This window comes from Roseococcus pinisoli (assembly GCF_018413645.1).
In the GTDB taxonomy this organism is placed as follows: domain Bacteria; phylum Pseudomonadota; class Alphaproteobacteria; order Acetobacterales; family Acetobacteraceae; genus Roseococcus; species Roseococcus pinisoli.
The window spans coordinates 942319-955416 of sequence record NZ_JAHCDA010000002.1; the positions used below are offsets into that span (position 1 = coordinate 942319).

Here is a 13098-nt window from a genome sequence, read left to right on the forward strand (position 1 = left end):
CCGCTCGTCGGTTCAGTAGCCGGGGGCGAGCGCGAAGGCGCCGTCGCGCGCGGAATTAGCGGCGGACATCACCACATCCTCGGTCGGGTAGCCGTTATGTTCGGTCGCGCTGAATGTGTACTCGCCGAAATAGCCCGGATACTTGGTCAGCGTGTTCCAGTGCCGGATGATGGCAGCCTTGTCGCTGCTGCCCGTGGCCTCGACGGCCTTGGCCACCAGATCCACCGCATCGATGCCGTTCGCCACCCACCACAGCAGCGTGTCGCGCAGGTCGACCTTGCCGCGCAGCCGGCCGAGCAGCTCGGTCGTGCGCGGCGGCAGGGCGTCGGAGGCATCGCGGCTGCAGCTGCGATAGCCGACGGCATAGACCTTCTCCCAGTTGGCCGGCCGCTCGATCAGCGTGCCGACCTCGCCCGAGGAGAGCGAGGGATGGCCGACGAAGGGCACATCCCAACCCATGCTGGCACGGGTGTTGAGCATGCGCGCGATCATGCCGGTCGAGACGCTCCAGACCACGATGGCCTGCGCGCCGGCATTGCGGGCGCGCAGCATGTCCGGCGTCATGTCCGGCTGCGTGGCGTCGATATTCGCCTTGTAGACGACCTCGGCGCCGGCGCGCTGGAAGCCCTGGGCCGAGGCATTGGTCGCCGCCACGCCGTAGCCGGTAGTGTCGCCGATCACCGCCACCTTGCGGGCGTTGACCCGGTCCAGGCAGTAGCCGCGCACCGCATCGTCCCACTGCGTGTTGGACGGCGCCATGCGGAAGGCGTTGGGATAGCGGCGCACGTCGATCAGGCTGTCCACCACGCAGGGATGGATGTTCGGCATGCCGGCGCGGGCCATGATGGCGGTGACCGCCAGGGATTCGCCCGAGTTGGTCGGCCCCCAGATGGCGTGGACGCGCGCCTGGCTGATCATCTCCTGCGTGGCGTTCACCGCCTTGGTCGGGTCGCCCTGCGTGTCGCGGGTGACGATCTCGATGCGCCGCCCCCGCACACCGCCCTCCGCGTTGATCGCCTCGGCCGCGAAGACGACGCCGCGGTTGAAGCCGATCGCGGGCGCCGAGCTCGGCCCGGTCATGGCGGCGAGCCAGCCGATGCGGATCGCCTCGTTCTGCGCCAGCGCGGGGCGGGCCAGCCCCGTGGCCGCTGCGACAGCGCCAGCGCCACCGAGGGCGATGTTTCGACGGGTGATGTTCATGTTTCTTCCCTTTCTCGTTGTTTCCCCGGTCTGGATGCCGGGTTGATGCAGATCGTCAGAGGCTGAGATGGGCGATCCGGTCCCGATCGAAGGTGAAGCCCCATCCCGGCCTTTCCGGGACCAGGGCCTCGCCATTCTCGAAAGCCATCGTTTCGCGATAGAGTTGCGAGAACCACGGCATGTATTCGAGGTAGATCGCGTTCGAGAGCGCACCGAGCGCCTGGATGCTCATCTCCGGGAAGAGGTGGCTCGAGACGGGCAGGTCGTGACTCTCGGCCAGGCGGCCGATGCGCATGAACTCGCTCAGGCCGCCGGCCCGCTGCAGGTCGGGCATCAGCACGTCGGCCGAGCGCAGCTCGATCATCCGGCGGAAGCCGTAGCGGGTGTATTCGGTCTCGCCGCTGGCGATCGGGGTATCGAGCGCGGCGGCGACCCGCGCGAGCCCCTCCACGTCCCAGGCGGGCAGCGGCTCCTCGAACCAGGCGAGCCCGCAATCCTCGATCATGCGGCCGAAGCGGATGGCGTCCGTTTCCGTCATGCCCTGGTTGGCATCCGCCATCAGCACGATGTCGGGACCGACCGCTTCGCGCAGCGCGCGGACGCGGGCGGCATCCTCCCGCGGGTCAGGCTTGCCGAGGCGCATCTTCATCGCCCGGAAGCCCTGGGCGATGAAGTCCTGCGCCTGGGCCGCGAGCTCCTCGACCGAGAGCGAAAGCCAGAGCCCCCCGCTGTGATAGGCGGGCACGCGGCTGCGGACGCCACCCAGCATGCGGTAGAGCGGCAGCCCGGCCGCCTTGCCCAGCGCATCCCACAGGGCGCCGTCGATGGCCGAGATGCCCATCACGGTGAGGCCCTTGTGGCCGAAGAAGTTGATGTCCTTCCAGGCGCGCTGCCAGAAGCCGCCGATCAGCCCGGCATCCTGGCCGACGATGAGATCGGCGAGCTCATCCACCATCTGGCGCAGCAGCCGCAGACGGCGCCCGTTCAACGTGAAGACCAGGTTCTCGCCGACGATGCCGTCCTCGGTGCGGAGGCTGACCAGGATGCAGCCCAGCTCGTGGATGGCGCCGAGCGCGCTGCCCAGCGGCGGGTCGATCGGCAGGCGCAGCGGCGTGGTTTCGACGGAGACGACCTTCATGGAGCCGCTCCCAGCGTCAGGCGCGTCGGCGCGTCCTTCGTATATCGTTCGAGCAACGCCGGATCCGGCTCCGCGCCAAGGCCCGGCCCCTGGGGGATGCGCATCCGGCCGTTCTCAGCCCGCGTCCAGGGATCGAAGGGGTTCGCCTCCATCTCCAGCCAGAGGACCTCGACCAGCGGGCGCTCGATCCGGGCGGCGGCGATGTGGAGCGTGGCGACCAGTCCCGGCCCGAAATAGGGGCTGTGCGGCGCGACCTCGACGCCATGGGCCTCGCATAGGTCGATCACGCGCAGCATCTCGCCGATGCCGCCGACCTTGGTCACGCTGGGCTGGGCAATGTCGATGGCGCCGGCCTCGATGAGCGTCTTGAAGCCGAACAGCCCTGCCGTGTTCTCGCCGGCCGAAAGCGGGATGCCGTGGCGGCGCAGGCTGGCGAGGCCATGGGCATCCTCCGGCGGCCAGACCGGCTCCTCGAGCCAGAAGAGCCCATCCCCCGCGAGGGAGGCGGCCATCTCGCGCGCCACGGGCGGCGACCAGGCGCAGTTCACGTCGAGCATGATCCGGGCCTGTTCCGCGCCCGGTGGGCCCTGCGCGACGAGCACCGCCTCGCGCGTCAGCTCATGCAGCTTGATGTGGCGATAGCCGGCGGCACAGGCGGCGGCGGTGTTTTTCCGGACCAGATCGAGGTCGCCGCCATAGCTGAGCAGGCTGGCATAGGCGTCCAGGCTCTCCCGGCGGCTGCCGCCGAGAAGCTGCCAGATGGGCTGCCCGGCCCGCTTGCCGAGCAGATCCCACAAGGCGATCTCGATGCCGGAGAAGCCATAGACGAAGGAGCCGTTCCGCCCCAGCAGATGGGTGCTGTGCAGGACCTGCCGCGTCAGATTGGCGATGTCGCCCTCGTCGCGCCCCAGGACGAGCGGTGCCAGCACCGTGTCGATGGCGGCGCGGGTGGCGGGGATCGCGGCGTGGCCGAAGGCCTCGCCCCAGCCGACGCGCCCGTCATCGGTCTCCAGCCTGACGAGCAGCATCTCCATCAGGTCCCAGGCCTGGCCGGCGAAGGTGGGATGCGGGCCGCCCATGTCGAAGGGCACGGCCAGGACGCGGGTCTCGACCGCGGTGATGGTCATACGGCGTTGTGCAGCGGCATGTGCGGCGACCGGCTCTTCGTTGTGACGTTTCCCTGCCGTAAGGGTGCCCGCCCATAAAATAAGTTCAATCACTATGTTCTTAATTTTATATAAACTGAACTTATGGACCTGACGTTTCGACAGTTGGAGATCGTGCGCGCGGTTTGCCGGGAAGGCTCGGTCACCCAGGCCGCGGCCCTTCTCGGCATCTCCCAGCCGGCGGTCAGCATGACGCTGCGCGAAGCATCCTCGATCACGGGCTTCCCCCTGTTCCTGCGCTTCCAGGGGCGGCTGCGTCCGACCGCCGAGATGCGCCTGCTATTGGCCGAGCTCGACCGCCTTTTCGACGGGGTGGGCCGGGTCAATCGCCTGGTCGAGGACATGCGGCATACCGGGGTCGGCACCGTGCATCTCGCCTCGACGCCCGCTCTGGCCGACAGCCTGGTGCCGGCGGCCATGGTGCGCTTCCGCGAGCTACGCCCGCGCGTGCGTGTCTCCGTCCAGGCGATGGACAATCTCGGCGTGCTGGACGCCGTCACGCGCGAGCGGGTGAATCTGGGCCTCGTGCTGACGCCGATCGAGACTCGTGACCTCCGACGCATGGAGCTGTGCCGCAGCGAACTGATCTGCGTGGTCCGCCCGGATCATCCGCTGGCGGAGCGCGGGCAGGTCAGCCTCGAGGAGATCGACCCATGGCCATTGATTTCCTTCGACGACAACCTGCCGCTGGGTCATCTCGTGAAGCAGCACCATCGCGCCACGGGACGGCCACGCCGGATTGCCCTGGAGGTGAACCAGTCCTCCGTCGCTTGCGCCATGGTAAGGGCGGGCCTCGGCGTGGCGATCATCGATCCCTTTGCCCTGTCGGATGGCGAAGGCCGTGGCGTGGTGGCGCTGCGGCTGACACCGAGCATGCCGATCGGCGTCCTGGCGGTGATGGTCGGCGACGCGCCCCCTTCCCGTCTCACGCTTCTGTTCCTGGCCCATCTGCGGCGCGCGGCGGAAGCCTTCATGTCGCCCCGTGGCGAGAGCGAGACCACCCTTCCTTCCTTGGCCGCAGGTCTTCAGTTGAGCGAAAAGGGCGGCTTGCGGTGAGGGTGCCATGCTTAAGCTGCTTCAAATGCGTAGTGCCGCCTTCCGAAAGGCGACTCTGAATCAGAGCCCACCACCGGTATTTGGAACCTAGAGCAGCCCCTCGCGCCGGAAGCTGACATGCCGGCCGTGGCCCATGATAAGGTGGTCATGCACCACGATATCCAGCGCTGACGCGGCCTGCCTGATCTGCTGCGTCATCTCGATGTCCGCGCGGCTGGGCGTCGGGTCGCCCGACGGGTGATTGTGCACGAGGATCAGCGCCGTGGAGTGCAGCTCCAGCGCCCGCTTCACGACCTCGCGGGGATAGACCGGCGTGTGGTTCACCGTGCCTCGCGCCTGCGCCTCGTCCGCGATCAGCCGGTTCTTTGAATCGAGGAAAAGCACGCGGAACTGCTCGACGCCCTCATTCGCCAGGGCGACGTGGAGGTAGTCGAGCAACGCCGTCCAGCTGTTCAGGATGCTTCCGGTTTCAGCGACCTCGGCCTTCATCATCCGTAGCGCCGCCGCCCGCACCAGCTTCAGCGTCGAGACGGCATGCGGCCCGACCTTCGGTACCTTGAGCAGTTCATGCTCAGGCGCCGCCAGCACCTTCGGGAAGCTGCCGAACCGGTTGATGAGCTCCTTCGCGATGGGCTTGGTGTCGCCGTTCCTGGCGCTGAGGAAGAGCAGCATCTCCAGCAACTCGTAATCGGCCAGGATATCGGTACCGCGCGCCAATACCTTCTCGCGCATCCTGTCGCGATGGCCTTCCGGGCCCGTGGATTTGAAAGGCTTTCCTTTCCGCGGCGGCGCTTTGCCTCCCTCCGAGAGAAGGCTGACGAGGTCGCCCTGATGCATGCCCGGGAAGAGACCAGTGCTTTCGCCGAAACCCTGGGCGCCGTAACGGGATGCCCCCTCCTCGGATGATCTCCGGCGCTTCGCTGGACGGTCCACGAGCCCTCCCCACGCTTCTTATTCCGGGAAGGTTATCAGCGCCCAATTGGCTGACCAAGAACGGTTTTACATAAAATAGAATGGTTCTTAGCCCTGCACCTCACGCCGCCGCAGCGCGCGCCAGACCTTCTCCGGCGTCGCGGGCATGGTGATCTCGGCACCGGCCGCATCGCGCAGGGCCGCCATGATCGCCTGGGGGGCAGCGATGCAGCCGGCCTGGCCCGTTCCCTTCACGCCCAGGCCGTTCGCCTCGGTGGGTGTGTCCTCGCGCAGATGGATCTGCAGGTCCGGCAGGTCGGAGGCGCGTGGCATCGCGTAGTCCATGAAGCCGGCCGAGAGGAGCTGCGCACTCTCCGGGTCGTAGGCGATGCGCTCCATCATCGCCTGGCCGATACCCTGCGCCACACCGCCCTGCACCTGCCCGCGCGCCAGCATCGGATTCAGCAGCCGGCCGTAATCATCCACCGCGATGTAGGAGAGCAGCCGCGCCTCGCCAGTCTCGGGATCGAGCTCCACTTCTGCGGCATGGGCGCCGTTGGGGAAGGTGACGAGGTCGAGCCCATGGGTCACCTCGCCTTCCAGCGGCCCTTCCTCAGAGGCAAGCTCAGCCAAGGTCAGCCCTCGCCCGTCACCCAGGCCGAAGCGGCCCTCGGCGTAATGCAGTGCTTCCGGCGTGGCCTGCAGCAGCCGCGCCGCGATACTGCGGGCCTGGGCCAGCAGCGCACCGGCCGCCAGGCGCATGGCCTCGCCGCCCATGTGCAGACTGCGCGCGCCGCCATGGCCGTTGCCGCGCAAAATGCGGCCGGTATCCGCCTGGACGTAGCGGATGGTCTCCATCGGGATGTCGAGCAGATGGGCGATGTATTGGGGGAAGCTGGTCTCGTGCCCCTGCCCGTTCGACTGCGTGCCGATGGCGAGCTCGATCATCCCGTCGGCCGTGGCGCGCAGCCGCGCCCATTCGCCCGGCGCGCCCCGCGCGGTCTCGAGGAAGCAGGTCAGGCCGAAGCCGCGGCGGCGGCCACGGGCGGCGCTTTCCGCACGCCGGGCCGCGAAGCCCGCGCGGTCGGCCAGGCGCGCGCATTCGTCGAGGCGGGCGGAGAAATCGCCGTCGCGGATCTCCATGCCGAAGGCCGTCCGATGGGGCAGCGCATGGATGAGATTCCGCGTGCGCAGCAGCTGGGCGTCGATGCCCGTCCGTTCCGCCGCCACCTCGATCAGCGTCTCGATGATGAAATTGGCCTCAGGCTTGCCGGCCCCGCGATAGGCCTCCATCGGCGCGGTGTTGCTGAAGGCCCCGCGCACGGTGAAATGGATCGCGGGGATGTCATAGCAGCCGCCCATTGCCGTCGCCGCCGCATTTGTGGGGCAATGCGGCCCAAGGGAGGACAGATAGGCGCCGAGCTCGGCCACGGAATCCACCTCCAGCGCCAGGAAGCGGCCTTCGGCGTCGAGCGCCAGTCGCGCCTCGGCATGAAGGCCACGACCATGCGCGGAGGCCGAGAAATCCTCGGTCATCGCCGCCATCCAGCGGACCGGCCGGCCCACCACGCGCGCGGCCTGCACCAGCGCCAGATGCTCCGGGAAGGAGACGTTCTTCACGCCGAAGCCACCGCCGATATCGGGCGCGACGAGGCGCAGCGCGTCCGGCTCCAGGCCCATGGCGGCGCAGATCTGGTCGCGGATCGCGTGGAGGTTCTGGCCGTTGCAATGGAGCGTGAGCTGGCCGTCCTCCACCAGCGCCAGGGCCGCGCGCGTTTCGATCGGCGCGCAGGTCACGCGCTGGTTGGGGATGGTGGCCGCCACCACCGTCGCGGCGGCAGCGAAGGCCGCCTTCACGGCCGCCGCATCGCCCTTGTGCCAGAGGAATCCTAGGTTTCCGGGTGCCTCCTCATGCAGTTGCGGCGCTGCCGGGCGCAGCGCCGCATGCGGGCAGCTCACCGCATCCAGCGCCTCATAGGTCACCTCGACAAGCTCCGCGGCGTCCTGCGCCTGGAGGAAGGTCTCGGCCAGGATGCAGGCCACCGGCTGGCCGACATGCCGCACCGCATCCGTCGCGAGGCCCGGCCGCGGCGGGACGACGAGCGGCCTCTCCGCCGCCAGCACCGCGTTGCAGGGCATGTTGCCGATGCCCGCCGCCGCAAGATCGGCGCCGGTCAGGACGAGATGCACGCCAGGTGCGGCACGCGCCGCCGTCGTGTCGATCGCGAGAAGCCGCGCATGCGCATGGGGGCTGCGCAGGAAGACGGCCTGAAGCGTATCGGCCGGCACGTCGCGATCCTCCATGTAGCGGCCGCGGCCGGTCAGAAACCGCTCATCCTCGAAACGCCTGATGGATTGCCCGAACATTGCCGTCTCCGAAGTCCGCCACGAGGTTAGGCGCGCCCAGGCCCACCCGCCAGCAGCATGGCACCGCGCGCAGGCTTGCCTGGGGAGCGCAAATGCCCTGCGATCCCCACCGGAAGCACCAAGCGGGGTTCGAGGGGTGATCAAACTGGCTTCAGCGGCAGGCGCGTGACGTATCTTCTTTGGGCCTCGCCCCTGGCCCTCGTGGTGGCGGTCCTGGCGAGCCGGCGAGGCACCTCCCTGACGGCGGGGCTGGCGGGATTGCTGCTGGCCTGCCTGGTCGCCTGGACCGCCGCGCCCACCCTGCTGAGCAGCCTGGGGCTGGTGCACGCGCTCGGAAAGGGGCTCTGGCTCTCCTGGCTCATCGGAGCCGTGATCCTGGGCGGGCTGTTCTTCCGGACGGCCGTCTCGCGGCCCGGCACCGAAGCAGATCCCGATTCCGGCTCGGTCACCGATGAGCGGCTCCGGCGACAGCGGGCCTTCGCGGCCTGCTTCCTCATCGGGCCCTTCTCCGAGACGGCGACCGGCTTCGGCGTCGGGCAGATGACGACCATCGCCATCCTCATGCATCTGGGCCTGGGCCCGCTGCATGTCGCGACCCTCGGCCTCTTCAGCCAGATCCTTGTCCCCTGGGGCGCCATGGCAAATGGCACCATGGTGGGCGCGGTGTTCTCCGGGCTGACCCCGCAGGCGCTCGGCGTCTGGAGCGCCGTGGTAAGCGTGCCGCTGGTGCTCGGCTGGCTCGCCCTCTTCTGGTGGTTCGCCGGGCGGGCCGGCCTCGAGGGCGGAAGAAAGCATCAGCTGACGGAGCTCGGCTGGATCGCCGCCATGCTCGCGGCCCTCATCCTGGCCAATCAGGGGCTGGGGCCGGAGACGGCCGCCCTCGCCGCGCTCGGCCCCCTCATCGTCCTCCAGTTCTGGCGCGACGAGCGCCCGAGCCGCGGGCACTGGCTCTCGCTGCTGCCGGTGGCCCTGCCCTATGCCTTCCTGATCCTGGCCCTCGCCCTGACGCGCGCGGTCCCGGCGCTGAACGATGTCCTGCGCGAGGCGATCGAGCTACGGCCCATCGACGGGATGATCGGCTGGTTCCCGCTGCTGCATCCCGGATCCTGGCTCCTGGCCGTGGGCCTGCTCTACCTCCTGCTCCTGCGGCGGGCCGGGGCGGTGCCGCGGATCGCCGCCACGACCTGGCGGCAGGGCTGGCGGGCCATTGTGACGATCGGCTCGTTCCTCGTGATGGCGCAGGTCATGGCGGATTCCGGCACGGCGCAATCGCTGGCCGATGGGCTGGTGCTCGCGCTCGGCGCCGGTGCCCTCGTCGCGACCCCGCTGCTGGCCGGCGTCTTCGGCTTCGTCACGGGCAGCAGCAATGCCACCAACGCCCTGCTGATGACGTCCCAGGTCAATCTTTCCGCGCAGCACGGTGTATCGCCGCTCTGGATCGCGGCCATCCAGAACGTGGCGGCGGCGGCGCTCACCATGCTCTCGCCCGCCCGCGTCTCCATGGGATGCGCGCTCACCGGGGAGAAGAAGCTGGAGGGCCAGATCTATGCGCGGGCCTGGAGCCTGGGGATCGTCCCTATTCTCCTCCTGATGTTGCTCTGCGGGGCGCTGCTCCTGCAGCGTCCCTAGGCCAAACCCCGGGTCCGACTATCGCGGCGGGCGGGAGCCCTCGGTCAGGCCGAAGAGGCCGCGCAGGAAGCCGGGCGTGAGCGCCGCCAGCGGATTGACGGAGACCTCGGCCGTCTCCGCCGGCCCGCGGGCGCGGAAGGTCGCCGCGAAGACCCCGCCGCCCTGCTCGGGGCTGAAAAGGCGCCCCACCAGGGGCAGGTTGCCCAGCAGCGTGTTGAAGAAATAGGCCGGCACGATCGTGCCCTCGATGTCCAGGACCGATCGCTCGCGCAGGATCTGGCCGCGCGCCGTCAGCCCGAGCGAGGCCGAGAAGGCGCGCGCGCCCTCGATGCGCAGGGCCTCGGGCGTCAGGACGAAGGGCACCACCGCCCGGCTGAACACCAGACCGCGCTGCATGGCCTCCACCACGCCAAAGAGCGTCATGGCCTGGAGCACCTTGCCCAGCACCGGCGCGTCCCGGACGGTGAAGTTGTCGAGCTCCGCCGTGCCCGCCAGCGGCGCGCCGGGCGTGGAACGCTCATACTGGCCATTCAGCGTGAGGCGCCCGCCCTGGATGGTCTCGACGATGCCGAAGGCCCGCAGCAGCCCGCCGCCATCCTCGGCCGTGCCGCGCAGCTGGCGCGCCTCCCCGTGAGGGGTCACCGCCAGCTCGAAGGGCCCGCCCTCCCGCGAGGTACGGCCCTGCAGATTGACCTCGCGTGGCACGCTGGCGCTGTCGACGCGCGCGCGGATGCGGGCGGCGAAGAGTTCCCGTGCCGGGCCGAGGAGCACCTGGTCGAAGCGCAGGTCCAGCACCATCGGCGCCTGGCTTTCCTCCGGTTCCGACGCGCCACGCCCCCGCGCCGAGCCCGGGCCTAGGACGGCCCGCAGATCCAGGACCGGGCCACGCATGTTGATGTTCCAGGCCTGGCCGGTGGCCGCGGGCGTGATGGCTTCGCCCGTGAACCGGCTTCCGCCCAGGCTCGTCTCCTGAAATTCCAGCCGGTCGATGCGGCCGGCGCGGGTCGTCGCGCGCCCGCGCAGCGCGAGTTCGGGCGCGGAAATGCGGATATTGTCGATGGCCGCCAGCCGCTCGCCCTGCAGGCGGAAGACGGCCGAGGCGTTGCCCGGAATGCCCGGTGCCTTCGTGAATCCGAGGGGCGAGAAGGCGAGCACGGCGTCGCGCAGGTCGCCCTGCAGGTTCACGACGCCCTGGCCGTTGCGCCGGCGCTCCGTGCGGACCTCGAAGGCGACCGGTCCGCGCAGCAGGTTGCCCGTGTCGAAGCCGATCATCGCCAGCCGCTCGGCATCGCCGCGCGCCGTCACCGTCTCGCGGCTCACGACCTGCGAGCCCGCGCCGGGGCGGAAATCCATCTCCACCCCGATGCGGAGCGGAATGCCGATCATGCTCGCCGTGCCCTGGAGGCGAAGCTGCTCGCCATCGGTGGTGAGGTCGAGGCTGGCTTCCTCCAGGTCCCGATCGAAGAGCAGGCGCGTGAAGCGCGTATTGGTCGCCCTCGCCTCGGCGCGGATCCGCACCTGTTCCATGTGCAGGTCCGCGACCAGCGGGAAGCCGATGTTGAGCCTCCCCTCGAAGGCGCCGGAGGCGATGGTCACGGGAAAGGGACGCCGGTCGAAAAGATGCAGGCGCGGGTGCTTTAGCACGTTCACGATTTCCGTGACCGGGCCCGCCAGACCGAAGGACATCTCCGTGCTTTCCTGGCCGCCCGGCGGCAGCAGGAAGCGGAGGCTGCCGGTGCGGATCTCGAGTGCGCTCGGCTGACCCGCGGCATTTTCCTGCCGCGCGCCGGCCACACGGACCTCGATCGCGTCCAGCCCGAAGAGGGCATGGCCGGAGGCGTTCCGGACGGGCGGCATGGGGCGGAGCCAATGCACCGTGGCGTCCGAAACATCGACGCGGCCGGTCAGCCCCGTCACCTTCGGGTCCGAATAATCCTCGGCCACCTCGCCGGTCACCTGCCAGTTCCCGGCGGTCGCCTCGCCGGCTGTGACATTCTCGGTGATCCAGTGCCGCGCGCCGGGGACGAGGCCCTCCGGCCAAAGCATGCGCAGATCGGCGAAGCGGGCGCGGTCCAGCCCGAGGTCCAGCGTGCCGCGCCAGCGGCCTTCCGACAGCGTCGCCTGTCCCTCCGCCCGCAACGTGCTGGGATAGGCGCCCTCGCCGGGGGGCGTGGGCCAGCGCAGCACCAGATGCTCCACCCGCAGCGCGCCGGGCCGCAACTCGGCCGCGACCTCGGCACTCCCGACGGCGAGGCGCGGGCCACCCGGCGCGACCAGGACCGCATCGGCCAGCAAGGCGTCGACGCGCACGCTCGGCAGCCGCCATTGCGCGAGATCGGCGTCGGCCGCGATTTCCAGCCGAAGGGCGGCGTCGCGCACGGCGCCGCGCGGAGCCGCCTGCAGCAGGATGGTGCGGAATTCGGGGGCGAGGCCTTCGGGCCAGAGCTCCGGTATCTCGGTCAGGTCCAGCTGCGCGACGCCGGCGCGCAGTTCCCCCGCCCAGCCCGCCTCCCCCAGCGCCGCGCCGCCCGTGACCTCCAGCGTCGTGCGCCCCCGTCCCGGAAGCTCCAGCTGCGCGAGCTCCAGGGAGATCCGCTGCCGGTTGCCCTCGAGGCTGGCGGAAAGCCGGGCGAAGGGCAGCCCAGTGGCGCCGTCGAGCCTGAGATGGCCGCCCTCCGTCGCCTGGATGTCCAGCCCCCCGCGCAGGGGCCGCCCCTCCCCGTCGAACTCCGCCCGCGCCTGGATCGCGACCGGCGCGTCGAGCATGGCCAGCGGCGCGAGGGGCGGCAGCACCCTGGCGAGCTCGGCGGGGCGCAGCACCGGCAGGTCGAGCCGTACCGAGAAGCGCGTGGGATCGCCCTGGGCACGTCCGCGGAGGTGCACGGGTAGTTCCACCTCGCCCATGCGCATGCGCGCCTCGCCGTCGCCCTCGATGCCGCCTTGCGGCAGGCGCTGCAGCTCGATCTGCATGTCGTTCAGCGACCAGTCACGCTCGAGCGTGAGATCGCGCACGGTCACGGTGCCGTCCACGAGGCGGATGCGGCGCAGCGCGGTGTGCATCGCGCGGTCCTCGGCCGGCGCCATCAGATCCGCGAGGATATGGTCGACCGAGGTCGCGGGCGCCGCCGGGGCCTGGCCCTCGGCGGGCGCCGGGGGGCCGTCGCGGTCCAGCGAGATGCTGCCGTCGGCGGCGCGCAGCAGCATCAGCTTCGCGCCGCGCAGCTCGATCGTCGAGGGCGCGAGCGTGCCCTCCAGGAGGGAGGCGATGGAGAGGGTCACCGCCGCCTCGGGAAGCCGCGCCCGCTCCTGGCCCGTCGCATCGCGGACCGTCACGTCCCGGAGGCGGATGTCCAGCGGCGCCCCCCGGCCGCTCCAGCCCTCCCAGGCGACGGCCGCACTGGCGATGCCGATCCGCAGCGAGGCGTCGGCGCCATTGGCCGCATTTTCGATCTGTCGGGCGAGGAAGGTCGATTCGAGGGGGCTGTGCGCGAGCCGGGCGATCAGCGCACCGATCGCGAGTCCGCCCAGCAAGGGGATCGCCAAGGTCAGCCCGCAGACCCATCCCGCAAGGCGCGGCAGATGCCGCCGCGGCGACGGGGGTTGACCCTGGCTCACCTCGGGCTTTCCAGT

The 13098-nt window shown here is 70.1% G+C and carries 8 protein-coding genes; 2 read left to right on the forward strand and 6 right to left on the reverse strand.

The window, feature by feature from the left end:
- Positions 1–12 precede the first annotated feature (12 nt).
- From KHU32_RS13190 to KHU32_RS13200, 3 genes are read right to left on the reverse strand one after another with little or no spacing between them, the layout of a single operon-like run.
- Positions 13–1200, reverse strand: coding sequence for an ABC transporter substrate-binding protein (locus KHU32_RS13190; protein WP_213670543.1), 1188 nt, complete (start codon positions 1198–1200; stop codon positions 13–15).
- Between the two features lie 55 nt (positions 1201–1255).
- Positions 1256–2338, reverse strand: coding sequence for a mandelate racemase/muconate lactonizing enzyme family protein (locus KHU32_RS13195; protein WP_213670544.1), 1083 nt, complete (start codon positions 2336–2338; stop codon positions 1256–1258).
- Complete coding sequence (locus KHU32_RS13200; protein WP_213670545.1) at positions 2335–3465, reverse strand: mandelate racemase/muconate lactonizing enzyme family protein; 1131 nt, start codon at positions 3463–3465, stop codon at positions 2335–2337. The genes KHU32_RS13195 and KHU32_RS13200 overlap by 4 nt, the downstream gene beginning before the upstream one ends.
- Positions 3466–3588: 123 nt before the next feature.
- Here KHU32_RS13200 and KHU32_RS13205 point away from each other — a divergent pair, with 123 nt between their 5' ends.
- Complete coding sequence (locus KHU32_RS13205) at positions 3589–4560, forward strand: LysR substrate-binding domain-containing protein (RefSeq protein WP_249681020.1); 972 nt, start codon at positions 3589–3591, stop codon at positions 4558–4560.
- An 87-nt stretch (positions 4561–4647) separates the two neighbouring features.
- Here KHU32_RS13205 and radC read toward each other — a convergent pair whose 3' ends face one another.
- Together radC and KHU32_RS13215 are read right to left on the reverse strand one after the other, a co-directional pair.
- Positions 4648–5292 (reverse strand): RadC family protein, encoded by a 645-nt coding sequence (gene radC, locus KHU32_RS13210; protein ID WP_347265551.1) that lies wholly within the window; start codon positions 5290–5292, stop codon positions 4648–4650.
- Positions 5293–5580: 288 nt separating this feature from the next.
- Entirely contained in the window at positions 5581–7839 is a 2259-nt protein-coding gene (locus tag KHU32_RS13215; RefSeq protein ID WP_213670547.1) for a xanthine dehydrogenase family protein molybdopterin-binding subunit, read from the reverse strand.
- A 165-nt stretch (positions 7840–8004) separates the two neighbouring features.
- Here KHU32_RS13215 and KHU32_RS13220 point away from each other — a divergent pair, with 165 nt between their 5' ends.
- Positions 8005–9468: an L-lactate permease gene (locus tag KHU32_RS13220; RefSeq protein WP_213670548.1), complete on the forward strand. Its 1464-nt coding sequence runs from the start codon at positions 8005–8007 to the stop codon at positions 9466–9468.
- A gap of 18 nt (positions 9469–9486) precedes the next feature.
- Here KHU32_RS13220 and KHU32_RS23465 read toward each other — a convergent pair whose 3' ends face one another.
- Entirely contained in the window at positions 9487–13083 is a 3597-nt protein-coding gene (locus KHU32_RS23465) for a YhdP family protein (RefSeq protein WP_213670549.1), read from the reverse strand.
- Positions 13084–13098 lie beyond the last annotated feature (15 nt).